The organism is Bacillus sp. RIT 809, assembly GCF_016892495.1.
Lineage (GTDB): Bacteria > Bacillota > Bacilli > Bacillales > Bacillaceae_G > Bacillus_A > Bacillus_A cereus_U.
The window spans coordinates 20,626-46,900 of sequence record NZ_JAFEMR010000011.1; the positions used below are offsets into that span (position 1 = coordinate 20,626).

Consider the following 26,275-nt stretch of genomic DNA (forward strand, 5'->3'; position numbering starts at 1 on the left):
ATTCTAAATGAAGATAAAATGGACACATATTAGTTTAGTAGGGATTTTTTTGATAATACTTATGTCTAGTTGTTCTAATATCAAAGAAACCTCTCAAAATGATCAAACTTCTAAAGTGGTAAAACAAGAATTAGAAATTCAGCAAGGAGAAGAAAATTTATTTTTGCTTCATAAAAACTTAAATAATAAAAAACAGTATACATCTGATGAAATCATTTTATTTTTAGAACCATTTAGTGTACCTACAGCTCAAGCATTTGATGTACCAAAATTTTCATGGATGGATGAGTATGCCAGAAAAGGGTATGATACTTGGGCTATGGATTTCAGAGGGTTTGGTCGTTCTTCTCGCCCTAAAGAAATGTCAGATCCTCCTGCCCAAAACCGTCCGGTTATTCATTTGAATGATGCAACTAAGGATCTAGAAACAATTGTAAATTGGATTAAAAAGAAGAGAAACGTAAAAAAAATTCATATTGTTGGATGGTCATATGGAGGTGTTGTGGCTGGAAATTATGCAATATCCCATTCTCAAGATATTAATAAACTTATTTTATATGGATATATGCATGGGTTCACACTTCCTATGATGACACAGCCTTTCGAAAACCCACTACAACCTAATCAGTTTAATCCTGAAGCACCAGCTTATCAAATGGTGGACTTTGATAAAGGAATGCATCATTGGCATATGATGATGGGAAATAAAAAAATTGTTACAAACGAAGCAATGGATGCCGTAAAACAAGTTTTTATTGATTCAGATTCTATGAGTAAGAAAAATAATCAAACGATTCGTCGACCAGTCGGTCCACTTGAAGATTTATTTTATATTTGGAAAAATCAGCCCCTATATGATGTATCTAAGATTACCACTCCATTACTTGTCATTTACGGGGAAGATGACATATTTGCAGACCGAAATATGATGTCAAAATTAACAAGTACAAAACAAAAAAAAGAAGTAGTAATCCCTGATGCTACACACTGGGCTGTTTATGAAAAGAATCGTAATACCCTATTCGAACAAACATTAAACTTTATAGAAGCGAAAGAAGGCAAACAGGAATGAAAAAGGGTTTAACAATATTAGATGCTACCTTGCGTGAAGGAGAACAACAATGTGGTATTCGTTTCTCCAAGGAAGACAAAATTACATTACTTCACATGTTAGAGGATTTTGGAGTAAGTCTTATCGAAGTTGGACACCCTGGCATCTCTGAAGAAGAAGAAGAGATTTGCCGAGAAGTTGCAGCATCTGCAAAGCACGCCGAAATACTTATGCATGCTCGGGCGAAAAAAGAAGAAGTTCATGCGGCTTATCGTGCTGGTGCCGATTGGATAGGAATCTGGGCGTCTATTAATCCTATTTCTTTACAAACAAAGTATACCAATCGATCAAAAGATTATGTTATTAATCAGGTGAAACATGCTATTGAAGAAGCAAAATCTTTAGGAATGAAAATCCGTTTTACTATTGAAGATGCTTCACGAACGGAATGGGAAGATATCGCCTACATTGGACAGATTGCACATATAGCTGGAGCAGATCGAATCAGTTTAGCAGACACTGTAGGAATTTGGGAGCCAGGTCAGTGTGCGACAATCGTGAAGAAATCTGTTGAGACATTCCCTTGTGAGATTGAAGTTCATCTTCATAATGATTTAGGATTAGCCATGGCAAATGCTCTTGCTGCAATCGATTCAGGGGCATCTGTCATTGATGCTACATTGTGCGGAATAGGTGAACGTGCTGGGATTGTTGATTTGCTAAATTTATCAGTATTTTTATCTCAAAAGCGTAATCTACAATGCTTTAAACTACAGATGATTTCTGAATTAACGCACTCTCTCCAATTAGCTACTGGTTGTCAAGTAGATCATTGGAGACCGATTATTGGAAAGAATATATTTACTCATACTGCATCCTATCATATACAAGCTGTTCAGCATAATTACTCAGCATACGAGGGCATTCAACCTGAAATGATAGGAAGAGTAAGGAACATACAACAAAAACATATAGAAAGAAAAGGGCCTCGGCTTTCAAAGTCTCTCCGAGTTAGTAAACCATTTGTAAAAGGAGCATCTGAGCTTTTATATCATCGTGATGGTCCAGGAGAGCGTTGGGTACAGATGGATTATAGAACTGATGAACGTGCTTCATTTTATGTAATACAGCGTGTATTTTACGACGCCCATATGGATGAGAACTTAGAAGGACATGTAGATACTCATGCACATCATTGTGATAGTGCCTTTATTTTTTGGGGGAATAGAATAGATGGTACAGGTCTCATATGTGAAGTTGAAATTGAAGGAGAATTGCAAATAATTGAAAGTCCAGCATCTGTTTTTATTCCATCGGGGTTAAAACATAGGTACAAATACCTTTCGGGTACAGGAACATATACAAACATCGTACTAGCACCTAATTATAATTCTAGTTTGTTAGAGGAAAACTCATCAAAAGTATTTGTATATTAGTAAAATATAAAAAAGTTTTTATTTCTGTTATGATGATGTTTTAGTAAACCATCTGACTGATAAGAGTATAAGCAGCCTCAATGTTCTTTATGTGAAAAAAGAAAAAACAGATAGAATGCAATATGTTCTTTGAATTCTATCTGTTTTTTGAATGGCCCCAAAAAGAAAGAATCGTTGCCGTGCCCCTGTTAAGCAATTATTATCAAAAAAAAATTCCATCCTTGAAGGAATATATCTATGGTCACTGATTTATGCTTACAAGTGCCAAACACTTATAGTAGGGGTACCGCCAGCATTTCGGAAAAAAACCACGCTAAGCCAAAAATACAATAAGCTGTCCATATGGACAGCTTATTTACATAATTATCGTTATCGGTATTCAATGTATCTAGAATTCTATATAAAAATCCCTTCATTTTAATTTTGAAGGGATTTTTATAAACAATTAAATATCTATTTTAAAGGAGTTAATATTTCTTCTTGATTTGTTACTTCAATAGAAATTGGAGGAAGTTTCTTATCTCCAATTAAAACATTAAGATTCCATGTCCCACTTTTAGGGAATTTCATATTTATCGCTTGATGTGAAATAAACTTTATACTGTTTTTGCTAACAGAATTACTTAACGGTAATATGTTAGTTTTTTCATAAAAAGAGTGGATAGATTGATCATACTGGTTTATATGTTTTATGTCTGCGATTTGAATTTCTTGTTTTGTATTTGGATGAATAGCCGTAATCTTAAGCGATTGATCAGATTTTAGTTTCTCAGTTCCCCACAAAAACCAATCATATGTTTTACTCTGATTTACAACTATAGGTTGCTTAATAAAACCTATCTGATTTTCTATACCATATAAATCATAAATCCAATGTATACCTTGGTCATGCTCTTTAACTTCAAAAGATGATGCGTTTTTATTAACTTGTATAGCTTCTGTTTTTCCATTCCATCCAATGATACCTGTAACCAAGATTCCTATGCTAACACAACCTGTAGCAATATAAGACTTGTATTTAACCAGTACACCCACCCCTTTCCGATTGTAACTATATTTTACAAAAAAAGTATGTACTTGCTGTGAATTTAAAATAAAATATTTCCATAATTATCGTTATTGGAAGTCGTTTTAAAATTCTACATGTTTACTATTTTCTTGTTCTTACGAATAAACCACAACACCACAGTTAAAAATAATAAAAAAATCAGTAAAAAGAGCGGTATTTTTTGAATAAAGAAAAATCCTTTCCAAAAATCTAACCTAGTACTATCAGGAGAATCTGTTGCCATCCCACCTATAAAAAAAGACAACGGAATAGTAAGTATATTTATCCCTAAACCGATCATTACGAATGATAGATTTTTACTCCAGATTTTTGGTAATGCAGCCATAATAAATAAAACTAATGCGGTACCAATTATAAGAAACAGTAATCCAAAATAAAATCCAAAATAAAATACAATATCCACAATAAATCCCATAATACCCCTCCAAGACTTTAATTGTACCATCAATAAGGGTAATTTTGGTTGAATATGATATTCATAGAAAGTTAACATAACGCAATATTATCGGTAGCAAGAAAAAGGCGAATTCCCTTTGAAAGTAGGGATTCGCCTTTTTCTTTTTCTATAACCCTATTCATCTTTTTATACATTCTTGTCCTGGCGTGGGTTCAGGGCTCTTGTTTGTTACTGTATTAGCCCAAAAACTGTATAAAATCTTGCATACTCTTAGCGTGGTTTTTTTCCGAAATGCTGGCGATACCCCTAGTAGTGTAGCTGTCACTTTGGGTGATAAATCGTAGTGCGAGACGCGCCCCACTTTTCCGTGATATCCTCACCATATCCCAAAAAAAAAATTGTACGTTTGGACACATTTCAACTTATTCTCTGTACGCTACAACATAAAATATCCCCAAGGCAGGTGTTGCAAAAATCAACATATATGCAACACTTGCCTTGGGCTTGATTTTTAAAGCGGCACGACATTGCATATATTACGTTGCAAATCAATCTCCAAAAATGATACAATATTTGTTTTTTCCTAAAGAGTTTATCATAATAAAAGGAGCTAGATTCTATATCTTAGCTCCCTTATTTGCAAATTATTTAATTATAAAGGCTACGATTGCTAAAACGATACACATAATCCCACTTAATAATTGTCCTATTCCAGAACTCTGACCATTAATTAGCAAGTTGAAAAGATTTTTTCTGGTTTGAGTTTTTCCTACGAATGCATCATACTTCTTCATTTTATATACACCCGATAAAATTAATGCTACACCAATAACGATAAGTAATACTTTTAAAGCCACTATATTTACCTCCACTTATTATGTATATGTTGAATTTTTCTCAATCATTTTTTAGTTGTTATTATAATCGTGAACAACACTCGTCTATAATTTCTAAAAAATCATTATCAATTTTTATAAGTTAATTATTACATTTTAACATTAAATAAACTATCTAATAACCTTACACAAGGATGACAGTTCTGTAAGGATAGAAGAAAACAAACAAGCTATCTACAAAAGCCTTTTTTCTTGTTATTGATAAATATACTTTACTTTTTCCATTTCTCTGTTCTCTTTTACAAGTAAGATCACTAGCAACCCTGTCAATAGCCCTACAAGTAAGACAAATATTGTAACAGCAAGATACTTAAAAATGTTAGGCTAATAAGCTTTATAAACCTATATTTTTAATCCAGTCTATAGAAATATTGCACTAAAAATACAATTGTTATGATAACCATGAGACCATTAACTATAAGAGCTATTACAATCGATAATTCCATAGTAGGTAATAACATAATACATAGTGAAACAATGGATGCAATAAAGGGAACACCCTGCCTTGTTCTTGTTATGCAAAACCCTTCACTTTTTTAAGCTGTGGAATTATTCAACCGATAATTAGCAATAAAGGCGTGGTAGCCAAAATGCCTAACCATCCAAAAGCACTCTCAATAAACCAAGATAAAAGTGGCATGATTGAAGAAAATATGAATAAGTTCAATACTAATAGAAATAATTGTATGAGAGATAATTTTATATGTAAGTTTATTTGACTCATAATGCTCCACCTAGATTTATGCGTATTTTACACCAATTCATTATAAATCTATTTACATTTCATTTTTAATATATAAATTGTTACTATGCAGAACAAAAGCAATCTGCATTCACTTTCCCCCTTAGTTTTCACCATTATATGTGGCAGAAAAAGCCTTAACGATTTAAAAAGAAAGAAGATTGTAGATTGTTTTCGATTTTTATATTACCGTGCGCGATAATATAAACAGACTGCAAAGCCTTCTGAAAAAAATGCCTTGCAGTCTTATAATTTCTTGCTTTATTTTATATTTTTTAACACCTATTTATAGTTTTTGTATGATCTTAACTGTTCCAGTCTATCTTAAAATGTCCATAACTATCAAAGATATGTTTTTTATATCCATCTTTTGTCGGAAGAGAAACAGTTTCGTTTACATAAATCTCGCCATTGTCTTTAGCATAGTAATCGAACCATCCAAACTGTGAATCGGAGCGTGCCCAAGCTGTGAATTTTCCTACCGTAGCTTCTCCAGAATCCTCGAAGCTATGCCATTTATCATTGATTTTTTGCCAGCCTGTTTGCATTTCGCCTTTATCATTATAATAGTATGTTTTACCGTTAGTTTTTACAAAACCTATCTGAGTAGCATGTCCCCAGTCATTAAATAAATATGTTTTTCCGTCAATCGTTTCTGTACCATTCACAGTAGAAGATTTTCCATCTCTAAAATAATATTTTTTTCCATCAAATTCCTTCCAACCGGAATAGTTAATTCCATCTTCTAAACTAAAATAATTCACTGTATTACCTATTTTGCTGATCCCTAGTGGCTGAAGTCCACCATCTTTCCTAAATGATAATGTTTTATTGTCCAAAGTAACATTAACTGTTTTGTTTAGAGCTTTTCCATCCAATCCATAAGCAATCAGAAGCACACCTTCGTCGGAAAAACGAAGAGTGACACCTTGATCTTCTAAACGTAGTACATTTGTAGTAGGCTTGTAATCTTTAAAATAATAAATTTTATTATCAATTTCTTTCACGCCTTCTTTAATAAACGCTCCTGAAGCATCGGAATAGTATAGATCTTGCCATGCTGATTTCTGTAGAACACCGTCATCATTGAAGTTATAGTACTTCCCATCAATGTCGACAGTTCCGCCTCCTGAAGTCCTGTGATTACTATTTGGATTAAAATAATACGTATTCCCCTCAATTTCTTGCCAGCCCTTTAAAAGAGTTCCTGAAGAATCCGCATAATAATGAGAATTATCTCTTTTTATCCAACTATTTGTTATCAATTTTCCAGAATTGTATGCAGTCCATATAGAGTTATCTTTTGCATCAAATTTGAACTCTAACCCGTCATATGTCTTTCCTTCATGTACCTTTGTCTCATTTTTCTTACGAGGATGCCAATCAATCAACCAATTATTCCACTCATGTGCTGCAAGGCGAGCTGTGAGTTTACTAGCTTCATTAATATCACCAGTAGTCCTCGCTGGTGCACTTTTACCACTTCTAGGAACGTATAAATATTGCCCTTTATTATTTTTTAAAGAAAACTGACCGTCTTTTCGAACAACAAGATCCCATATTTCATCAGAACTGATATCTCCATCATGAGTATAAATCCATTGACTGCCATCTCCTGATTTAGAAGTAAGATATCTTACTTTCCCATTAAAGACAGATGATATAATAACCTTATTAGATCCATTTTTAATCGGTGTAATTGTAAAAGCAGTCCCTGAATTTGAATCCCCGTCACCTGCTTCATGGACATAATCCCCTGCTTGCAGGTTTATTCCATCATTTACAATTTTTATAGAAATAGGAGAATATTCCCCGTCTTTATGGTTTGTGTAAACATCAAGTATACGTTTCTTCAGATCCTCACGAGCTTCAGGATCATTCGTAGCATAATTCGAAAGAACATCTTTGCCAACTGGCTCTGAAGTAATTGTTGCTAATATTCGTTTTCCTTCTGGTAGTTTACTAAAAAGATCTTCATTAACATAACGAATATCACGTAAACCAGAACCATTAGTAAGAAAATATCCTGGGAATTCTTGACGTTCAAATTCAGCTGCTAAAACATTTTTACCACCGCTATTGTCACTTTTTAGATAATAGGTTTTGAAATTCGTAAGTGAAACCCCCGTATTTCCTTCATCTAATTGTTTTTGTGTAATATACAAAATATCATGTTTAGATAGTTCTGGTTCATCAGGAGTTAAGTCTACTATTGTACCAGCGTCCTTAATACGAATTTGTTGTCCATGCTTGATTGTTTTATTTTCAACTTTCCCATTGGCATAAACAAGTTTAATCTTCTTGCTAAAATTTTGATCTTTATTATAATCAAACACACTAATACCAAATTCCCCTTTGTTAAAAGTAGGAGCTTTATAAGCAACGTTTTCAAGACGAGCTGCATAACTGTTCTTTGCATCTATTTCTTCTAACCATTTCCCAAATGGCTCTGCAAGAAACGCGTCATAGATACTTCCAAATGTTGTAACAACCGTTGCGAACGTATCAACATCTGCTTTCACTTTATATTCTGTTACGGGGCTGGCGCTGAATAAAATCCCCATTGCAATCCCTACAGGAAGGATTTTTCGCATACTTTTTTTTGCTTTTCCATTCATAATTGTGCTCCTCACTTTGTGCTACCCTATTTTTTTCTATTTGTTAAACTGCATTTAACGTTCCGAAGTTTATCTTAGTATAAATCCCTTTCAAAAGTCTTTCATAAATGTTACAAAAGTCTTACATTAATATCGTATAAAATTCCGAATTTTTTACGGTATTCTATATTTTTTAGCTTGGCCCCATGCTCATTAACCGAAGATTTTTAAGTATCACCAAAACAAAATTTTTATTTTAATCAATACTAACTAAAAGGAATAGTTTGTCTCGTTCTTATTATACAAAGGCCTTTTCTTAAGATATGTCATAATTACACCAATAAATAATAATAAAGGTGTAGTAATGCAAATTCCAAGTAAACCGAAACTATCTTCAACAAACCCAGGTAAGAACAGCATCCTTGAGGAAGATATAAATAGTTCCAGTACTAGAGAAAATAACTGTACGAGTAATAATCTCACACTTATGTTTTTGAGATTCATGGTGTTAAGCTCTTCGCAAAAGTGTATTTTTAGACTATATGATCGGTGGTTTACTTATGTATCAATCCTTTTATTCTTATCGTTATGTCTAAGTTTAAGAAATTACTTACAAAAGTACAGAAGTGTTTGTATGAGAAGCAATGAAATGGTTTTGTAACATTTATGAAAGACTTTTGAAAGGGATTTAAATTAAGATAAACTTACTGATATGAATGTAAATACGTTGAAAACAGTATAAATCAGAAAGTAAGGAGCAAATCCATGAAGGAAAAGATAAAGAGATATATAAAAAAAATCCCCCCTGTAGGAATAGCGATGGGGATTGTATTCAGTTTCAACCCCTTTATAAAACATAAAGCAAAAGCAGACGTTGATACAAGAGAAACGATTCTTACAACATTTGGAGATACCTATGATACGTTTCTAAAAGAGCCTTTTGTTATTTTTTTATCCGAACAAAGTGCTAAAAATGATTATCTAGCTAACAATGAAAACCGTGCTTACAAAGCTCCTACTTTTAATAAAGGAGAATTTGGTATTAGTGTGTATGATTATTATAAAAACCAAAACTTTTCTAAGAGAGTTAAACTTTTCTATAATGATGGGAAAGTTGAATATAAAACGATAAAACATGGTCAACAACTTTTGATTAAGCAAGCTGGTATCATAGTGGACTTAAATCCAGATGCCTCAGATCTATATGAACGTGATGTGTATTATATTACACAAAAACAATTAGATGAAGGGAATACTGGTATTGCGCTTACGAATTGGCAAACATATTACTTAAAAAGTGACAATCGTGGTCAAATGAATGGTCCTTTAGCTCTAAAATATATTAGACAAGAGTTTCCAAATATAAAACCAGGTAGTGCTTTTTTTGACCTAGAGAAACTTTTTCATGCACTACCGGAAGAGAAACGAAAACTGGCAACGCTAACTTCAAATCCAGTAAAAGAATCTGGGATTTTTAGTTATAGCGCTGATGAACTTGCTGAGATAAAGAGACATAAGCTTGCTGTCGTTACACAGCATAAAAATGAAGAATGTTCTTCTATTTCTGTGAAAATTAGAAACAGGGATAACGTCTTGCGGACATGGGAGGATAGTACGAATATTTCTGCTTCATCTAATTGGATCCCAGAAGATAGGAGCATATTTACAATTATTCCAATTGAAAAAGGATCTAATAAGGTGTACATAGAAGCAAATGCAACCTATCTTACATCTGCAAATGGTGAGGTGGGCGTTACAGGGTTTCGTGCTTATGGACAAGTATGGACACTTGTTAATTATGGATTTGAAACCTTCTCTTTAAAAAATAACCACGGACAATATTTATCTGTTCATGATACATCCGTATGTCTTACTGACAAGCCTGATAAAAACACTATATTTGCCATTACTATTCAAAAAGATAAATGGAATGAGTGGTTAGCTAAATGGTATTCTAGCAAATAAAATGCAAGTTGATATAACCTCCAGAAGCTTTACAAACATTTTTAACGAGTAACGAACCAACAAGCCAATTTTCTGTACGTTAAGGAAAACGGCTACACAGATCCCTAAGTTGTTTTTAATCAAGCTTTATTTCAAACCAAAAATAATTCGCCCTTACGTTGAATATATGTATTCAACGTAAGGGCCCTTTTAAATTCATATTTTAATTTTCTTGGCTAAGATAACGTATATATCGCGGTTGAACCCCTTATTCCCCCTTTTCGAGGGGATGGGCAAAAACACCCATCCAAGTTCAAATTTCGAAACAATACTTATAAATTTATTTTTATATAGTACTGCATATTTGTATCCTGTTGCTTCAGCCGGCATATTAACAGACTGAGCAAATGAAAGGTAGTAGCATCCCTTTCATTTTCAGTTTCATAATAGTGTACGGGGAAAAACTTTATTATTTTACCCTGTATACTACAACCACATCCTCGAACGAATCTAAGTTCCAACGTATCGTAGATTCAACTAGTAATTAACAGAATTATTATCTAGTAATAATTCCACAATTGCATTTACTTGTTTATTAGGAGCACTATAGTAAACTTCTAATCCTCTTCTAACATTCATAATTAATTTTTGAGATTTCATTTTCGATAAATGTTGGGAAACAGTAGATTGAGGGATACCCAGAATATCTACAAGTTGATTTACATTACATGTTCCTCTTGTAATTAATTCTTTCAAAATTGTAATACGCATTGGATGAGCTAATGTTTTTAAAATTTCTGCATTTTCTACATAATTAGTCACGTTCTACATCCCCTTGTTAATTAGTTTTAATTAAACTTTATTAAAAGTTTGGTAAGTGAAATTTCATTTTCCTGCTTTTACAGAGATTATGCTGCAGCATTTTTTCGATTTAATTTATATTTTGATTCGTCAACATAACCCGGTATGCTCCAGACGCCCTTATTCTCTTTTTTTACTTGCATTTCTACTTCCTTTAATTCATCTAAAAATGTTGTATTTGGCTTTTTCACATAAGAAATAATTCCAAGACCTTCTTTAATGATTTCTTCTTGGACTAACTTTCCGTCACAAATTATGTAACCTAAGTACCGTCCAAAATGATCTTTTTTATCACCTTTACCGAATATAATTTCAACATTTTTTCCTTCTAATAATGATTTAGCGAAATTAGAGGCTTTCCTACCATATGCTTGTACTGCTTAACCGACTCAACGGTGTCTAGTAGGAGAGCTCTGACCTTTATTTGACGTTCACTTTTATCTACAATATTTGATTTAGATAAGGAGTCTTTATCCAGGATCACTACATATGTATCTCCATCTGATACTTTTTTGAATTTCCCTTTCACACTTTCTAATTCATTCGTTTCTATCTTCTTTTGATAATCTGATAGCATACGGCTTAATGCGTTTTCTTTAGATTTAGAAGGGGTTTCAACCTTATTCTTTCCCATTTGATCTTGTGTGCTTTCAACGCTACTAGGGGCACGGTAGGAATTCGCTCTTTTTTGAGACACTCGCAAAAAATTCAAGGCAAATCCAATCATGTTGTTGAGTTTGCTTTGAGAAGTCAGCTCATTTTTTCGTTTTGGGATTGATCTGTTTTCTTAATTTGATCGCGATGGGATCGAGCCCCTTCATGCACTTTACAAACAAAACGAAGTCTTTCGCAAGACTCCGTTTTTGCTTGCTTAAACCCTATTAATGGTTGTATCGACTTATTTTATATTTTTTTTAACTTTGCAACAAAACCCTTGGATTTCAGCCTTTCCAAACCGCGTCAACAACGTTTTCTGGTATTGAAACTATGCATATGATCAAGAAGGGACAAACTCTTCAAGGGGAGAAGTCTGTTCGAAATCACATACAACTTATCAATACGCTCTTCGGTCTCATTGCATAACAGTGGATTCCTAACAGCATCTGTCGCTCTCTTTTCAAATTCGATTATATTTGCACTCAAACCGAACCTTACCTCTTATCCCATGAGAAATCGGATGCTGTCTTTTCCAAAGTACATTCTAATGTCTCTAATTCTGTAAGTCCATATTTTCTATTTAGTGCTTGCAATATTAACCAGTCTGATACATGAATATTACTACTTAAAAATGGCCCATGTAAATACGTACCTATCAGATTTTTGTACAGAAGTCCTTCCTTTTTTTCTGTTACATTATTCCCATATCCCTGTAGAACTTGACCGAGACAGTCAAAAGAATGGAATGTTTGGCCACTATGATTTTCAAAACCCACTATTCTTCCGAATTTTTCAGATTGTACTCTTACATTCCCTACTAATCGACCCACTGAACCCGTGTCCTTACATGATGTATAAAATGGTAATATTCCTAGGCCTTTTATGATATCACTGTTTGCAGTTTCATAATAATCTCCTAATAGTTGATATCCTCCACAAATACAAAGTGCTGCTAAACCATCCTCTATTGCTGCTTTCAATTCTTTTCGAATTGAAAGCAATTGTTCTTGAACTATTTGTTGTTCATTGTCACTCCCTCCCCCAATAAAGATTAGATCAGCCTGAGATACAGGATAATCTTTTACTTGTTCCACATAATGAATATCGGCTTCTATTCCTCTCCATTCTAATTGCTTTTGTAGAATGGCTACATTCCCGCGATCGCCATATAAATTAAGCGTATTGGGGAAGTAATGATAGATGATCAATTTTTTCATAGTACCTCCAGATGTTAAAAACGTAATCGGGCCTTATATATAAATTCTAAGGAAAGTACCCAATTTATATCTTTATTTTTAGTGTCAACTCTCTATTCGGTGTATTTGAAATATATATACGCTCAGTTAAATAATTAAACCAAACGTATATATAGATGCCATCTTATTTATGATGGGGACACCGTTCCCTTCGTGCTTAAATATTGCCGGGCAGTATTTAACCCTGTGTAATTACTAATTACGGACGTTTCATTCCCTGCTGCAATGCTATTCTGTATGGCAGCGGAAATATTTGAGATAACTTTTATCCTATTCACAGAAATCCCCGCGTATTTTAAACGCACTGCAAGGTCATGGGCACGTGTTCCTGCACAAATTATATGGCTTACATTGGAGTTTGCTAATAGTTCATAATCTACATCCCAAATCCAAGAGATATCTTTCCCATCAGCAAGCAAGTCATTTAAAATAAAAACATATTGTGTAATATTTTTATTTTGTATGCAATAATCTATCGTACAGTTCATCCCTTGTGGATTTTTAGCTAAGTTTAGATGGTATATATTTTGTGCAATGAGAAACTGTTGCATACGTCCATTGCTCGTGCGATATTCTCTTAATCCTTTGTGAATTTGTTCATAACTAAAACCTAAAAATTCTCCAGTTTTTATAGCCGTTAGCATATTATATGCATTGTATTCACCCTTCAAATTGGAAGTATAGGATTGATTTTGTATAGTAATCGTTAAGTTATTTTGTGATTGAATTGAAGTAACCTCAACATCTAATACGGGACTACTCATGGAGCACGAACAATAATATTTTCCAAGGTGTCCATAGTGAGTATATATATATTTTAATAGCCGGCCACAACAACAATAGACGGCATCTCTAATATTACTTTTATGAAAATTCCCTACATTTTTCTTTAAACCAAAATACATGGTTTTATGCTTTTCTTTAGTAAAATGTCTACTATATGGATCATCACCATTTAATAGCAAGTGAGCATCGCTAGAATGAATAGCGGTTTGTACTTTTGAAATCAGCGTATTGATTTCTCCATAACGATCCAGCTGATCTCGAAAGATATTTGTTACAACGATCAATTGAGGCTGTATTTGTTTCAGAACTTCGGTCATTGTCAATTCATCGACTTCGAGAACTGCTACTTTCACACCTTGTATTTTCCCGCGTATATTGCTTTTTTTTATAAAAGCAGAAGTGATTCCCTCTAATAAGTTAGATCCTTCTATATTACTGATATATTCACTTTTATTGGATTTAAAAATGGAAGAAACTAAATTACAAGTTGTTGTTTTTCCATTTGTACCGGTAATCAAAACCACGGTTTCCACCTGTGTCGCTAATTTTTGTAATGCATTCTTATATAAGTAATTCAGAATTTTCCCTGGAATGTTAGATCCATTAAAACCTAATTTTTTACTACTATATCCCGCTAACTTTCCAACTATCAATCCTATATAAAATAACAATATTAATCACCTTCCTTACTTGTCTCCTTCTAATTATTTAAAAAGACACTATTAAAATTATTAAAACGTTCTATGAAATTTCCAGCGTTATAAGTTTCTTTTATATCTCAAGTGAACCAAAGTTCCTGTTCTCTAGTAGAGCAGTTCCTATATCATATAATCTTGAGTTCTGGTGCAAAAACTTCAAACTAAACGAAAATGGTCTATCAAAAAAGAACAAGTTGATTTGCAGAGTCAGTCTGTCCAAAATCAGAATGTCTTCATCAAGAAACTACTCGTGTTAACTGTTTAACAGAAGATTCCATTAGGAACCTCCTATCCTTTTTACAATGTATTATAGTTCTCGCACCAGAACCTTTCATTCTACTTTCAAAATACAAATCTAATCATTAATATTTGTCTATTGTGGCCCCGAGAGAAGCAGATTTAATAAATTCTTTATTTTGATATTTCTTTAATTCATCAGGAGTACCAGTTACTACTGCTCCAACAATCTTCACCTTTTCTGGGTTTAATGTAGGATTATCCTTTTTTAATTTTGTTAATATTTCTTTTGCTTTATCAGCATATTCTCCATAAAACTCCGGGGATTTTAATGTATCTATAAAAAATTCAGGAGATTGCCAGTCGTTTTGTGAATTATACGGATAACCATATATATTTCCACGATTAAAAGATCCTCCTTCTTCTTTAAGCTCCTGCTGATTGATACTATGTATCTCTTCATCTGATTCTGTGTCTATCCAAAGCCATTCTGTATTTTGTTTATCTAAAAATTTTTGAACCTCACTAATTGAATACGGGCGATCAAAAGATAGCGCATATTCAACATATTTATTTGATCCTATGTCATCAAGTAAATTCAAATCATTAGGAACTTGCTTATATTGAACTTTCGGATGATAAAATATAAGCTCTCTTTGTCCATTCTGACTGTTATACATTTCCCAGCCTTTTCTTTTTTCGTTATAATGATTTATCCAATTAGAAGGTCCTTTTTCTGAACGAATAAGATTATAATGTCCTGTTGACGATTCCCAAGGTATGATACGCTCTCCTATTTTTTTCGAATACGTGTGAGTTGCGTCAACGGAAAAAGAATTCCAATTATAAAATGATGCATTTTGCTCAATATTAGGTTCAGTAATAGATAACCATACTCCTGTAGCATTCTCTTCCTTTGTCAGACGCTCAGATAACCAATAATTGGTCCCTATAGTCAGTCCACTATATAATGCAATTAGTACACTTCCCGTAATAACTACATTTTTTATAATCGCTTTTCTTCTACCTTTATGCATTGTTTTTTCGAATTCCTTATCATCTAAAAAAAGTTCAGATTGATTCTCATCATTCTTTATGTTCATTTTGTTCCCTCCTATATATATTAATAAAATGTTGTTTAGCTCGAAATACCGTTGTTTTAACAGTTCCAGTAGTAACTTCAAATAAAATGGATATATCTTCATACCGTAATCCTACTACATATTTTAGAATTAAAAATTCTCTATACCTTTTAGGAAGCAAATCTAATGTTTTTTGTATTTCACCACTCTGTTCTTCCTGTAATAGACAATCCTCAGGTAAATCAGGTTCAAGATTTTCTAAGATACATAATTCAATTAAAAACTTATCTTTTCTTTTTTCCCTTCTCAAAATATCATAACTTCTGTTTATAGCTACTCTAAACAGCCAACTTTTTACTTTTTCAGCGGGAATACCTTCTAAGTTTTGAATATATTTTAAAGCTGTTTCTTGTACAATATCTTCTGCATCCTCTCTAGATATTCCAAGTTTTAATAAATAGTTAAAAATAAAAGCTAGGTACTGCTTTAATCGTTTTTGAAAAACATCATCTCGCATCTTTTCCCTCCTACTATATTTATAACGATTAACTTTCAATTTGGTTGACAGGATAATCAATTTTTTTACATAATTTTAATTATTAATTAAAACACGAACAGTTCTTATTTATATTTTAGAATTCTTCCTTATTACAATGTAAACTTTTAACTATTAATTTACATCCATTCCCTTTATTTTATTGAACCTATCAAAAGTCACTCGTTTTCTCCTAAACCACTAATTAAAGGGTTCTGTTGCAAAAAGTCTATAAAACTTGGACATACTATGATTGAAGGATTGCTACGGCATTGTACAAATATGGAAGTAGAGAAGAATTATGTAGATACACATGGACAAAGTGAAGTTGCTTTTGCTTTTTGTCATTTGCTAGGATTCCAACCGATGCCAAGGTTCAAAGCTATTCATGCACAAAAATTGTATCGTTCAGATGTAGGTATGCAAGACTCAAATTCCAACTTGCAGCCAGTTTTAACTCGACCAATCAATTGGAATTTAATTGAACAACAATATGATCAAATGATTAAGTATGCTACATCCTTACGGCTTGGTACAGCTGAAACGGAGGCGTTTCTCAAACGATTTACCCGCAACAGTGGACATCTAACTTATTGAGCACTAAGTGAATTAGGAAAAGCAGGATTTTTATCGACGGTTATAACACGAGGATTTGAAACATGAAAATCAATTGTATTTCCTTTTGAATCAACAGCACGATATAGGTACATCCATTGACCTTTAACTTTCACATACGTCTCATCGACTCGCCAAGAATCCTTGGTTGACTTAAGAGGTTCTGGTGCAAAGATTACTAATTTTCACTTACAATTAATAGTTTCTAATCTAATAATATTTCGAAAATGGAATTAATAGTTTTGTTTTGAGCACTATAGTAAACCTCTAACCCTTTTCTATCATTCATAATTAATTTTTGAGATTTCATCTTCGATAAATGCTGCGAAACAGTAGATTGTGGGATACCAAGAATATCTACAATTTGAGTTACATTACATGCCCCTCTTGTAATTAATTCTTTCAAAATTTTAATTCGAATTGGATGAGCTAATGCTTTTAAAACTTCTGCGTTTTTTTCATAATTCAACAAACTAAACATCTCCTTGTGAACAGATATATTTTTATTATATTAATAATTTAAATATTCTCCTTTTACAGAATTTATGCTGCAGCATCTTTTCGATTTAATTTATGTTATATTTCGTCAATATAACCCGGTATGTTCCAGACACCCTTATTCTCTTTTTTTGCTTGCATTTCTACTTCCTTTAATTCATCTGAACAATAATATTAAAATGATTTCAATAGTAAAAATAGTATTTGTAAGTTTTATAACTACTTTTGTAATTTAAAAAAAATATAAGCGACTTATAATAAGTCGCTTATACGTAAAAACCTATTTTATTTTGGTCAATACATCTCAATTTACTCACAGGTCTTCCCACATGTTGATACATCATTTCATTCTCTAATACTCCGATTTCAGTCAAAAACATTACATACTTTCGAATTGAAACTCTCGAAACCCCTACTAATTGCGCCATTTCATCTGTTGTAAATGCTTGTCCATTAAGCGATTCGATTTTCTGCCAAATGAGTTGCAACGTTTGCTTTGTTAATCCTTTTGGAAGTTCTTTAGTAACAAGGGACTCTCTTTTTTCTTTTTGTAAAATTAGTGAATCTAGTTCTGATTGACTAATTTTTTGTTGTTCTTTCATGAAAGTAAGTTTTTCTCGATATACAGTTAAAGCCTCTTTAAATCGTTCAAATGTAAATGGTTTAATTAAATAATCTACTACGCCATATTGTAATGCTTTTTTAATACTTCCCATATCATGTACAGCTGAAATCATCATAATATCAATTTCTTTCTCTTGATTGCGAATATACATTATAAGCTCAAATCCAGTCTCTTCAGGCATAAAAATATCAAGTAATACTAAATCTACTCGTGATCTCTCTAATACTTCTATCGCCCCTTTTACTGATTTAGCTGCATGAATAAGTTCAAACCCTCCCACTTGCTCTAAGTAATGCGTATTTAACATCGCTACCATCGGATCATCTTCTACAATTAAAACTTTAATCATCTTTATCTCTCATCCCTACTATTAGGTATTTCAATTGTTATCGTTGTTCCCTCTCCTACCAATGAATGAATATGAATTTCCCCATTTATTCGCTGTATGCTTTCCTTTACAAGATGCAAACCATACCCCCGATTATCACCCTTTGTGGAATAACCTTTTATAAATAATGCAGCTATTTCATTTTCTTGTATGCCTTTCCCTGTATCTTGTACTGTAATGATTAATGTATCCCCATATTGTATTCCAACTTCAACCTTCTTCTTCTCACAATTCATCACTGCGTCTAATGCATTATTAATCAAATTTCCGACAATCGTAATAAGTTCATGAATGATCCTCTCATCATATATGTCTGGTAAGTCCGAACCTTCACTTATAATTAACTTTATATTTTTCTCTCTAGCATAACTAAGCTTACCTAGTAAAAAACCAGCAAATACCGGACTTTTAATACTTTTCATAACCCCACCAATTTCATATTGATGCTCTGACACCATACTACTTACATATTTCTGCAATTCTTCATACTGTTTCATATGTGTAAGTCCTAATACAACATGCATTTTATTCATAAATTCATGGGACTGTGCCCGTAATGCTTCCGCATATAGCCTGATACCGGTTAGTTCCTCTGCCAATTTTCTAATCTCTGTTTTATCACGAAATGTTGCAATCACGCCAACTATTTCTCCTTTTACGTATAAAGGAACACGGTTTGTAACAATCGTGATTCCAAGAATATTTTGTTCTTCGTTTAATTGTACCTCTCCTGTTTGCAACACTTCTTTTATACGTGAATTCGGCGTATACAATTCAACATCTTTACCGATAAAATCTTCTGTAAATCCAATTTTCTTAAGTATTCGTTTTGCCTCATTATTAATTAAAGTTATTCTCGCCTCTGTATCTACAGCAACAATACCTTCTTTTACAGATTGTAGCATCGTATTTCTTTCTTCTAAAATTTTCGCTATCCTATGTGGCTCAAGACCAAATAAAATTTTCTTTATATGTCTAGCTAGCAATATCGCTCCTATAATTCCAACTAATATTCCAACACCAACACCGATATAGATGATATGTCTACTTTCTTTCACTCTCTCTTTCACATTATCAGCTGAAATGCCAACAGCGACCGCACCAAGTTGCTCACCTGTGTCAGCAAAAATAGGTACGAATACTCGCATAGAAACTCCTAAAGTTCCTTTTGCTAACGATTCATGTTCTTCGCCCTTCAATACAGGCCCTTCATCTCCTCCAATAAAATGTTGTCCTATTTTTTGAGGATTGGGGTGAGATTTCCGGATTCCATTCATATCCATAACTACAATAAATTGAACATCTGTACTCTTTAATAGCTTATTTGTATACACCTGAATCAAGGAGGTATCTACCTTCCCCGCCAACCCATCAATTACAATAGAATCATTCGCCACAATACGTGCAATCGTTTTTGCCTTCTCAGCCTGACTATCTTCTGTCGCCTGTTCAACATTATGGCTAATTAAAATATCTGTTACGAGTAAAGAAAAAATTACAACTGTACACACTAATAATGTAATCGTTTTCCATAAATTCAATAGTTTTTTCCTTTTTTTCATCTCTCTAGCAACCAATCGTTTTAGCAATTACTATTTCTTGTTTCTTATTTGGGTAGATACGAAATTTATATGCTTTATTTACTAACATAGGTTGCACCTCGATTTGTTATAGGATATCTACAGTATACAAAAAAACGTAGGCTTACGCCTATTGGCATTCATCTCCCACCTACCGTTGGGCTAACGCCCTTCACACGCTTGAGGAAGGAGTATTCTGTCAGGAAACGATAAAGTACAAACTAATTTTCCGCCTCATCGTTTGCCTTCTTTCCATTTATATCCTTTACCTCGTACCGTAAGGAGAAACTGAGGCTCAGAAGGACTAGGTTCAATCTTCTGACGCAGACGACTGATATTCACATCTATTACTTTTGTGTTACCTACACAACTTATGCCCCATATTTTATTTAAGAGTTCATCACGTGAAATGGGTTTAATAGAATTTTCCATTAAACATCGTAAAATAATATGCTCTGTTGGAGTTAAATCAATTACTATCTCATCCTTATATAATTCTCCTTGCAGAAGATTTAATTGAAATGGTCCCGAATGAATCCATTTCATATCCATTTTATTTTCTTTTACTCTTCTTAGCAATGATTGTACACGTGCTACTAATTCAATTATACTAAATGGTTTTTTAATATAATCATCTGCTCCAATTGTCAAACCGTGTACCTGATCTTTCTCTTGAACACGTGCCGTTAATATAATAATACCAATCTTTTCATTGTTTTTTCGTATTCTTTTGCATACCCCAAAACCATCTATTCCTGGTAACATAACATCAAGTATTACAATATCAACATTATGATTTTCTAAAAGTTCAAGAGCTTTTTCACCTGTATCGGTTTCTAAAACATTGAAACCAGCACGCTTCATATTTAATGTAATAAAACTACGAATTGTTATCTCATCTTCTAATACTAAAATTGTTGTCATACTCACCGCTCCTTTACTCTTGTTGATAATCGGCTATGGGTTTGATATAAGATTTAAGCTTCTGGTAGTTTGATTTTTTTGAAATTGCATATACATGAGCTCTTGTTTTCCATATGTATCAACTCCTAGGAGTCACTATATATGTCCATCAACTTAAGAATCTAGTAAAAAACATCATCCTTTCTATTTAGCTTTTTAGAAAGAATAACGTGGGGATAATAAAGATTCTTAAGTTGATGGACATGGGGCGGTATCCCTAGTTTATCAGTTTTATATTAAGTAAGTGATAGGACTTTTTCGTCTTTAATCTCATTCTCCCGTCAACCGCACCACCAAACAATTTATTACGTGAAAACGAAATGTTTTCCATCGTTTGTTCTATAATTTCCGCGTTTTTATATACACTTCGAAACGCTTTGACTAGATATTCCAAGTTCTCTTCTGGTCCGCCTAAATAAAATCGATCCTTTTGACTCTTTCCTTCTACATCTTCCGGCTGATACATAAGTAACCGATACCAATCGCATCCCTTTCACAACTGCTTTAGTGGATTTCTCTCCTCACCATGTACTTGCCGAATCATATCTCCTAATTGATCTACTTTTGTATCATCGGACATATGAGGAATAATCAAAACGTATTTATATTTTTTCTTTTCAAGCTTGCATAAAGCAACGTTTCTGATTATCCAAAATGCAATCCCGGTAAATAGTAGGAGAAGACCCACATGTACAATCCTTTTCACAATTGACTCTATCTGAAGCAACCTGTTTATAACTTCTTGTCTTGCGATCCAAACAAATAGAATACCGGCCAGTAAGAGAAAGAATCGCCAATGTTTTTTTACTAATTTCAACGTGGCTTTCTCCAGTTCTTTTTCAAACTTATTAGATGCCACAGCCTCACTTCCTTTGCATCAACTATGAAGAATTACTCGCTCCTTTTTAATTTTTTTTAGATGCTTTTCTAGTTCTGAAGGCTCTAATTCATAGAGTTGTCTTCTTCCATCCTTGTAAAATCCGCAATCGATCAGCTGACTAATGATACGCTTTTTTTTTCTTTCTACATGATAAGTATGTTGTTCTAGCTTTTTGGGGTCTTTTGCATACTTTCAAGAAATCAATTCTTGTGTTGCCATTTCTACAAACTGAATATCAGACTCTACAAGGTAACGAATATATGCCGTTTTCGCTTTCATATATTCATCTTCATTTTTCCATCTATGATGGCTGCCGTCACAAAGTACAAAAAAGGAAACGTTTCTCAACTGACTTACCAATTTATTCGTTTTACCCTTCGGATTAAATATTTCTTTCGCTTTTTTATGTGTCTGTAACACTTTGTCTTTCGAACATCCGCCTACAAGTAAATAATGTGGAATGATTAAACTCATTTTGTTATCTCACCTCTCTATTGCTCTCATACACAATCCAGAAAGGATAAGAACAAAGAGCAGGCGTCGATTCTTTACACGCTAACATGATTTGAAAAGCATGATAAGAATGATAATCCTTTTCCAAATGGCTAGTGATATATTCTAAAAAGCCGTCCTTCTTCTCACCTTGTACAACAAACGCCTTCATGAAGCGCTTGTTTTGTCATTTCCATTGCGAGTTCCTGTGCCTGATTTTTCGTTTGAATATCAGTAATTCCATTCGAAACAATCATTTCTTTCATCTTTTCGTAGTTATGTAGTTTTTATACAACTAAATACGATACAAATAACCAAAATGGCATTACCATTAGGAATCCATTTCTAATCCCTTTTGCAATAGCCAATGGATCATCATTACAGTATGGCATTTCCTTTTCTTCAACCCGCTGCAACATCTTTTTTTGAGGTGAAAGGCTCATATTGAATCTCCTTTCCTTTCAATCTGTTTTCATTTTCCATAACAAACTACCACCAAAACAGCCTATACAATAAATCATAATAAATTTTATGCAAATTTCTATAATTGCATCCATCATTCCCCATTATCCTCTTCCAAAGCCTGTAATACACAAGCTATGATCAGCAAAGAAAGAATTAATAATAAACTCCCTATATCTCGGCATTTCCCAAACACCGCCATCCTCTCCTCACAATTAACATTTATTTCAGAAAAACCCCACGGTAAGAAAAGTCAGACAAGAAAAGAGCCAGATTTTACCCCGTCAAGAGTAAATCGGCTCTTTAATATTCAAGGGACGTAAGGAATGTAAACTTGTTGAATGTAATCCCTCAAACTTTTATTCTCCTAAGAAATTGATATCTTCCCAACCTAAAGGCGAATATCGTACGCTAGGGAATTTTTCATTTAAACGTAACTCTTTTATTCTATTCTTCATAGAAATCTTCTAATTAAAGAAAACTATTATAATATTTTTTAGCTAATGTATTCGTAATTAGACAGCATATCATAATGAGAAATAGCCCAGTATTAATCGGAATTATTATCCATTTCGAAAGAAACATCATAAGAATAATCATAACCATAAGAATACTTATGGTAAAATGTGCAGCTTTTCCATTTATTAAATCAACCCTTTCATCATATTCCTTTGATAGTTCTCTTTCTAACTGTTTGCCATTAGTTTTATGTTTAGTTTGAGAAACTAAAGCAAAAATTAAAAACAATACTCCCGTAAGTATCTTTAAATTCCCCAAATAAAACCCTTCAGTAAGCTCAGCTGCAGTATGATCATAAATTATTTCAAAAAAACCCATTGCAATAATTGTAAACGAACATAAATAAAGCTCTTTCAATCTATTTTTCAAACAAATCACTCCTAACACAGCCATATATTCAAAGTTTATTTAAAAGTATATTTTAATAAATATCTTCTTTTTTACATCCTTCATTAGTTAGTGAATAGTACATACTATCCTCGAAAGATATTAATATAATCTCAATCCAATATCAATTCTTTTTTTATAATTTTTATAAAAAAAGAATTGATATTGGATTTTTAATGAAATTTTTCGACAAAATATTTACTTTTATAAATTATCATTTTATAATGATTATAACTTAATAGATATACTACATAATGTGTAATAATTACTTAATTGAACATATAGTTATCAAAAGAGGGATTTTTAAATAATCCTACAGATGATGAACGAATGCTCATTACGGATTAACATCCGGAAATATAAGGAAACTAAAATTCCAGAAAAGATGTGTGATTTGTATGCTCAAGTTTAGAAGATTACTAATTGGTTGGCGAAGTATAGGGAATACACCAGATTCATGGATTTGATCAGATGTACAAGACTTGACGAGAGGTTTATATATAAAGTAGGTTATGACTCTTTTGTTTATTGTCCAATTGGATTTATTGCAGAGTATTTTAGACTGGCTATGCTAAATATACAAGATATATTTATAGATTGTTTCGCGGACCCTATCTCAAAAAAATAAAAAAAAACGATTTTAAATTATTGACAAGTAATAAAACTAAATATATATTAAATTATAATGTTTACAATTAAATAATTATTATTGAATATAAATAGGAGGTTTTCCTTTATGAATCCGAATAATCGCTTAACAACAAATCAAGGTTCTCCTGTAGGAGATAACCAAAATTCTCGTACAGCTGGTCAACGTGGACCAGTATTATTAGAAGATTATCATTTAATAGAAAAGCTTGCTCATTTTGATCGTGAACGTATTCCAGAGCGTGTTGTACATGCACGTGGTGCAGGTGCTCATGGTATGTTCGTAACAAAAAACAGTATGAAGCAATATACGAAAGCAGCATTTTTACAAAATGAAGGAACTGAAACACCTGTATTCGTTCGTTTCTCAACGGTTATTCATGGTCAAGGTTCTCCAGAAACAGCTCGTGATCCACGCGGGTTCGCTGTTAAATTTTATACAGAAGAAGGAAACTACGATATCGTAGGTAACCATTTACCTGTTTTCTTCATTCGTGATGCAATTAAATTCCCTGACATGGTGCATTCTTTAAAGCCAGCACCTGATACAAATATTCAAACACCAGATCGTTACTGGGATTTCATGACGTTAACTCCAGAATCTACACATATGCTGACATGGGTATTTTCTGATTATGGTACACCGGCAAACTATCGTGAAATGGAAGGTTTCGGCGTACATTCATTTAAATGGATTAATGCGGAAGGGAAAATTGTTTACATTAAATATCATTGGAAACCACAGCAAGATGTCCGCAATTTAAGTGCAAAAGAAGTGGAAGAAGTACAAGGTAAAGATTTCAACCATGCGACTCGTGATTTATTCGAAGCGATTGAAAAAGGAAACTATCCAAAATGGGATCTACACGTACAGGTTATGCAATTAGATGAAATGGATTCTTTAGAGTTCGATCCACTAGATCCAACAAAAGTATGGTCAGAAGATCTCTTCCCATTAATTGAAGTAGGGACAATGACTTTAAATCGCAATCCACAAAACTTCTTTGCGGAAGTAGAGCAAGCGGCATTTACGCCAAGTGCAACTGTACCTGGTATTGAACCATCTGAAGATAAACTATTACAAGGTCGTTTATTCTCTTACCCAGATACACAGCGTTACCGCCTTGGTGCAAATTATTTGCAAATTCCTGTAAACTGCCCATACGCAGCTGTTCGTAATCAACAACGTGATGGTGCAATGCAAATCAATCAAAACCCATCAACAATTAACTACGAGCCAAGTCGTCATGCTGAAAATCCTGTTGAAGATTCAGCTTACCGTGATTCGAATATGAAACTTGAAGGCTATGTATCTCGTGAAAAAATTGATAAACCAAACGACTTCCAGCAAGCTGGTGAGCGTTACCATTCATTCTCTAAAGAGGAACAAGATAATTTAATCGCAAACTTAACAAGCGATTTAAAAGATGTGAATGAGCAAACGAAATTACTTGCAATTTGCAATTTCTTCCGCGCAGACCGCGAATATGGTATGCGCCTAGCGGAAGCATTAAATGTTGATATTTCAGCGTATGTAGGAAATTCTACAAAATAATAACATTCTTAATTTTATTTTATTCTCAAATTTAACTTGCAATATGTGTTTACTAATACAATATATGAGAAAAGAAGTTGTCTCAAAAATTCGTTGAAAAACGATTTTTTAGAGACAACTTCTTTTTTATGATTTTTCATAGACACGCATCCTATTGATACCAAAACAAGAATATAGAACTATCGTTACATATTCAATTCAAAAGAAGGAAAGAATCCCTTGGTGAAGATCTTTGATTTGTTTATTAATAAATTCGGTACATGAAATTATTATATGTCACGTTGAAAATGCCCCCATATGAGAACTGCCTAAGGATATTTCATATTCGAGTTAGAGCTATTGTAACTGCAACAGAACCAAATTAATGATATTTTCAGCAATATTACCTTTGTTAGGATTAGTAATTTTTTGGAGGGTAT

24 protein-coding genes and 6 pseudogenes are annotated in these 26,275 nt (G+C 33.1%); 7 read left to right on the top strand and 23 right to left on the bottom strand.

Going from position 1 to position 26,275, the window contains the following annotated elements; all coding sequences use genetic code 11:
* Window positions 1-7 precede the first annotated feature (7 nt).
* Both JTF23_RS13540 and JTF23_RS13545 read left to right on the top strand, forming a co-directional pair.
* On the top strand, window positions 8-1,072 hold the full coding sequence (locus tag JTF23_RS13540; RefSeq protein WP_033728703.1) for an alpha/beta hydrolase: 1,065 nt from the start codon (window positions 8-10) through the stop codon (window positions 1,070-1,072).
* Window positions 1,069-2,487 (top strand): homocitrate synthase/isopropylmalate synthase family protein, encoded by a 1,419-nt coding sequence (locus JTF23_RS13545; RefSeq protein ID WP_204208965.1) that lies wholly within the window; start codon window positions 1,069-1,071, stop codon window positions 2,485-2,487. Before JTF23_RS13540 ends, JTF23_RS13545 begins: the two co-directional genes overlap by 4 nt.
* A 453-nt stretch (window positions 2,488-2,940) precedes the next feature.
* On the opposite strand, the gene JTF23_RS13550 is transcribed toward JTF23_RS13545, so the two are convergent.
* From JTF23_RS13550 to JTF23_RS13565, 4 genes are all read right to left on the bottom strand, one after another.
* Window positions 2,941-3,522: a hypothetical protein gene (locus JTF23_RS13550; protein WP_307839173.1), complete on the bottom strand. Its 582-nt coding sequence runs from the start codon at window positions 3,520-3,522 to the stop codon at window positions 2,941-2,943.
* A gap of 104 nt (window positions 3,523-3,626) precedes the next feature.
* Window positions 3,627-4,001 (bottom strand): hypothetical protein, encoded by a 375-nt coding sequence (locus tag JTF23_RS13555; protein WP_142273949.1) that lies wholly within the window; start codon window positions 3,999-4,001, stop codon window positions 3,627-3,629.
* A gap of 596 nt (window positions 4,002-4,597) precedes the next feature.
* Window positions 4,598-4,810: a hypothetical protein gene (locus JTF23_RS13560; protein ID WP_204208966.1), complete on the bottom strand. Its 213-nt coding sequence runs from the start codon at window positions 4,808-4,810 to the stop codon at window positions 4,598-4,600.
* Between the two features lie 1,086 nt (window positions 4,811-5,896).
* A complete protein-coding gene (locus JTF23_RS13565) occupies window positions 5,897-8,209 on the bottom strand; it encodes a cell wall-binding protein (RefSeq protein WP_204208967.1) in 2,313 nt (770 codons plus the stop codon).
* A gap of 744 nt (window positions 8,210-8,953) precedes the next feature.
* On the opposite strand from JTF23_RS13565, the gene JTF23_RS13570 reads away from it, so the two are divergent.
* A complete protein-coding gene (locus JTF23_RS13570; protein WP_204208968.1) occupies window positions 8,954-10,153 on the top strand; it encodes a hypothetical protein in 1,200 nt (399 codons plus the stop codon).
* Window positions 10,154-10,669: 516 nt separating this feature from the next.
* Here JTF23_RS13570 and JTF23_RS13575 read toward each other — a convergent pair.
* The 3 genes and pseudogenes from JTF23_RS13575 to JTF23_RS13580 all read right to left on the bottom strand — a co-directional run bounded on the left by JTF23_RS13575 (window position 10,670) and on the right by JTF23_RS13580 (window position 11,720).
* A complete protein-coding gene (locus JTF23_RS13575) occupies window positions 10,670-10,954 on the bottom strand; it encodes an ArsR/SmtB family transcription factor (RefSeq protein WP_000186505.1) in 285 nt (94 codons plus the stop codon).
* 86 nt (window positions 10,955-11,040) lie between these two features.
* Window positions 11,041-11,310 (bottom strand): annotated as a pseudogene (locus JTF23_RS27795) (thermonuclease family protein); the annotation flags it as partial.
* 11 nt (window positions 11,311-11,321) lie between these two features.
* Window positions 11,322-11,720: a hypothetical protein gene (locus JTF23_RS13580; protein ID WP_252188018.1), complete on the bottom strand. Its 399-nt coding sequence runs from the start codon at window positions 11,718-11,720 to the stop codon at window positions 11,322-11,324.
* A 209-nt stretch (window positions 11,721-11,929) separates the two neighbouring features.
* Here JTF23_RS13580 and JTF23_RS27800 point away from each other — a divergent pair.
* Window positions 11,930-12,076, top strand: a pseudogene (locus tag JTF23_RS27800) (IS6 family transposase); the annotation flags it as partial.
* 68 nt (window positions 12,077-12,144) lie between these two features.
* Here JTF23_RS27800 and JTF23_RS13585 read toward each other — a convergent pair.
* From JTF23_RS13585 to JTF23_RS13600, 4 genes are all read right to left on the bottom strand, one after another.
* On the bottom strand, window positions 12,145-12,867 hold the full coding sequence (locus JTF23_RS13585; protein WP_204208969.1) for a type 1 glutamine amidotransferase: 723 nt from the start codon (window positions 12,865-12,867) through the stop codon (window positions 12,145-12,147).
* Window positions 12,868-13,034: 167 nt separating this feature from the next.
* Window positions 13,035-14,363, bottom strand: coding sequence for a MurT ligase domain-containing protein (locus JTF23_RS13590; protein ID WP_204208970.1), 1,329 nt, complete (start codon window positions 14,361-14,363; stop codon window positions 13,035-13,037).
* 389 nt (window positions 14,364-14,752) lie between these two features.
* Complete coding sequence (locus JTF23_RS13595; RefSeq protein ID WP_204208971.1) at window positions 14,753-15,730, bottom strand: anti sigma factor C-terminal domain-containing protein; 978 nt, start codon at window positions 15,728-15,730, stop codon at window positions 14,753-14,755.
* Window positions 15,714-16,226, bottom strand: a complete 513-nt coding sequence (locus JTF23_RS13600; RefSeq protein WP_002162331.1) for an RNA polymerase sigma factor — start codon at window positions 16,224-16,226, stop codon at window positions 15,714-15,716. Before JTF23_RS13600 ends, JTF23_RS13595 begins: the two co-directional genes overlap by 17 nt.
* A gap of 267 nt (window positions 16,227-16,493) precedes the next feature.
* On the opposite strand from JTF23_RS13600, the pseudogene JTF23_RS13605 reads away from it, so the two are divergent.
* A pseudogene (locus JTF23_RS13605) lies at window positions 16,494-16,838 on the top strand (Tn3 family transposase); the annotation flags it as partial.
* A 5-nt stretch (window positions 16,839-16,843) separates the two neighbouring features.
* On the opposite strand, the pseudogene JTF23_RS13610 reads toward JTF23_RS13605, so the two are convergent.
* From JTF23_RS13610 to JTF23_RS13665, 12 genes and pseudogenes are all read right to left on the bottom strand, one after another.
* Window positions 16,844-17,017: pseudogene (locus JTF23_RS13610) on the bottom strand (DDE-type integrase/transposase/recombinase); the annotation flags it as partial.
* A 47-nt stretch (window positions 17,018-17,064) separates the two neighbouring features.
* Window positions 17,065-17,331: an ArsR/SmtB family transcription factor gene (locus JTF23_RS13615; protein ID WP_002130351.1), complete on the bottom strand. Its 267-nt coding sequence runs from the start codon at window positions 17,329-17,331 to the stop codon at window positions 17,065-17,067.
* Window positions 17,332-17,623: 292 nt separating this feature from the next.
* Window positions 17,624-18,331 (bottom strand): response regulator, encoded by a 708-nt coding sequence (locus tag JTF23_RS13620; RefSeq protein ID WP_204208972.1) that lies wholly within the window; start codon window positions 18,329-18,331, stop codon window positions 17,624-17,626.
* A 2-nt stretch (window positions 18,332-18,333) separates the two neighbouring features.
* A complete protein-coding gene (locus JTF23_RS13625; RefSeq protein ID WP_204208973.1) occupies window positions 18,334-19,932 on the bottom strand; it encodes a sensor histidine kinase in 1,599 nt (532 codons plus the stop codon).
* A gap of 7 nt (window positions 19,933-19,939) precedes the next feature.
* Window positions 19,940-20,020, bottom strand: a pseudogene (locus JTF23_RS13630) (helix-turn-helix domain-containing protein); the annotation flags it as partial.
* A 164-nt stretch (window positions 20,021-20,184) separates the two neighbouring features.
* Complete coding sequence (locus JTF23_RS13635; protein WP_204208974.1) at window positions 20,185-20,874, bottom strand: response regulator transcription factor; 690 nt, start codon at window positions 20,872-20,874, stop codon at window positions 20,185-20,187.
* Between the two features lie 256 nt (window positions 20,875-21,130).
* Window positions 21,131-21,379, bottom strand: coding sequence for a hypothetical protein (locus JTF23_RS13640; protein ID WP_204208975.1), 249 nt, complete (start codon window positions 21,377-21,379; stop codon window positions 21,131-21,133).
* Window positions 21,380-21,406: 27 nt separating this feature from the next.
* Window positions 21,407-21,772: a hypothetical protein gene (locus tag JTF23_RS13645; RefSeq protein ID WP_252188019.1), complete on the bottom strand. Its 366-nt coding sequence runs from the start codon at window positions 21,770-21,772 to the stop codon at window positions 21,407-21,409.
* Window positions 21,773-21,790: 18 nt separating this feature from the next.
* The gene (gene fbpA / locus JTF23_RS13650) at window positions 21,791-21,919 is read right to left on the bottom strand and encodes a Fur-regulated basic protein FbpA (protein WP_080021449.1); all 129 of its coding nucleotides are present in this window, start codon (window positions 21,917-21,919) and stop codon (window positions 21,791-21,793) included.
* Window positions 21,920-21,985: 66 nt separating this feature from the next.
* Window positions 21,986-22,267 (bottom strand): hypothetical protein, encoded by a 282-nt coding sequence (locus JTF23_RS13655; RefSeq protein WP_204208976.1) that lies wholly within the window; start codon window positions 22,265-22,267, stop codon window positions 21,986-21,988.
* A 305-nt stretch (window positions 22,268-22,572) separates the two neighbouring features.
* The gene (locus JTF23_RS13660; protein ID WP_204208977.1) at window positions 22,573-22,728 is read right to left on the bottom strand and encodes a hypothetical protein; all 156 of its coding nucleotides are present in this window, start codon (window positions 22,726-22,728) and stop codon (window positions 22,573-22,575) included.
* A gap of 490 nt (window positions 22,729-23,218) precedes the next feature.
* Window positions 23,219-23,635 carry a DUF2178 domain-containing protein gene (locus tag JTF23_RS13665; protein WP_204208978.1) on the bottom strand — a complete coding sequence of 139 codons (417 nt, stop codon included), beginning with the start codon at window positions 23,633-23,635 and terminating at the stop codon, window positions 23,219-23,221.
* A gap of 443 nt (window positions 23,636-24,078) precedes the next feature.
* Between JTF23_RS13665 and JTF23_RS27805 the strand changes: the two are divergent.
* Both JTF23_RS27805 and JTF23_RS13670 read left to right on the top strand, forming a co-directional pair.
* Window positions 24,079-24,281 (top strand): annotated as a pseudogene (locus JTF23_RS27805) (ferrochelatase); the annotation flags it as partial.
* Window positions 24,282-24,389: 108 nt separating this feature from the next.
* Window positions 24,390-25,856, top strand: coding sequence for a catalase (locus tag JTF23_RS13670; RefSeq protein WP_002130360.1), 1,467 nt, complete (start codon window positions 24,390-24,392; stop codon window positions 25,854-25,856).
* Window positions 25,857-26,275 lie beyond the last annotated feature (419 nt).

Coding starts and splice junctions, on each gene's coding strand:
- JTF23_RS13670 (WP_002130360.1), top strand. CDS start 24,390: ATGAATCCGAATAATCGCTTAACAACAAATCAAGGTTCTCCTGTAGGA.
- JTF23_RS13570 (WP_204208968.1), top strand. CDS start 8,954: ATGAAGGAAAAGATAAAGAGATATATAAAAAAAATCCCCCCTGTAGGA.
- JTF23_RS13565 (WP_204208967.1), bottom strand. CDS start 8,209: ATGAATGGAAAAGCAAAAAAAAGTATGCGAAAAATCCTTCCTGTAGGG.
- JTF23_RS13555 (WP_142273949.1), bottom strand. CDS start 4,001: ATGGTACAATTAAAGTCTTGGAGGGGTATTATGGGATTTATTGTGGAT.
- JTF23_RS13585 (WP_204208969.1), bottom strand. CDS start 12,867: ATGAAAAAATTGATCATCTATCATTACTTCCCCAATACGCTTAATTTA.
- JTF23_RS13640 (WP_204208975.1), bottom strand. CDS start 21,379: ATGTATCAGCCGGAAGATGTAGAAGGAAAGAGTCAAAAGGATCGATTT.
- JTF23_RS13660 (WP_204208977.1), bottom strand. CDS start 22,728: ATGAGCCTTTCACCTCAAAAAAAGATGTTGCAGCGGGTTGAAGAAAAG.
- JTF23_RS13595 (WP_204208971.1), bottom strand. CDS start 15,730: ATGAACATAAAGAATGATGAGAATCAATCTGAACTTTTTTTAGATGAT.
- JTF23_RS13600 (WP_002162331.1), bottom strand. CDS start 16,226: ATGCGAGATGATGTTTTTCAAAAACGATTAAAGCAGTACCTAGCTTTT.
- JTF23_RS13620 (WP_204208972.1), bottom strand. CDS start 18,331: ATGATTAAAGTTTTAATTGTAGAAGATGATCCGATGGTAGCGATGTTA.
- JTF23_RS13625 (WP_204208973.1), bottom strand. CDS start 19,932: ATGAAAAAAAGGAAAAAACTATTGAATTTATGGAAAACGATTACATTA.
- JTF23_RS13635 (WP_204208974.1), bottom strand. CDS start 20,874: ATGACAACAATTTTAGTATTAGAAGATGAGATAACAATTCGTAGTTTT.
- JTF23_RS13545 (WP_204208965.1), top strand. CDS start 1,069: ATGAAAAAGGGTTTAACAATATTAGATGCTACCTTGCGTGAAGGAGAA.
- JTF23_RS13540 (WP_033728703.1), top strand. CDS start 8: ATGAAGATAAAATGGACACATATTAGTTTAGTAGGGATTTTTTTGATA.
- JTF23_RS13655 (WP_204208976.1), bottom strand. CDS start 22,267: ATGAGTTTAATCATTCCACATTATTTACTTGTAGGCGGATGTTCGAAA.
- JTF23_RS13580 (WP_252188018.1), bottom strand. CDS start 11,720: ATGATTGGATTTGCCTTGAATTTTTTGCGAGTGTCTCAAAAAAGAGCG.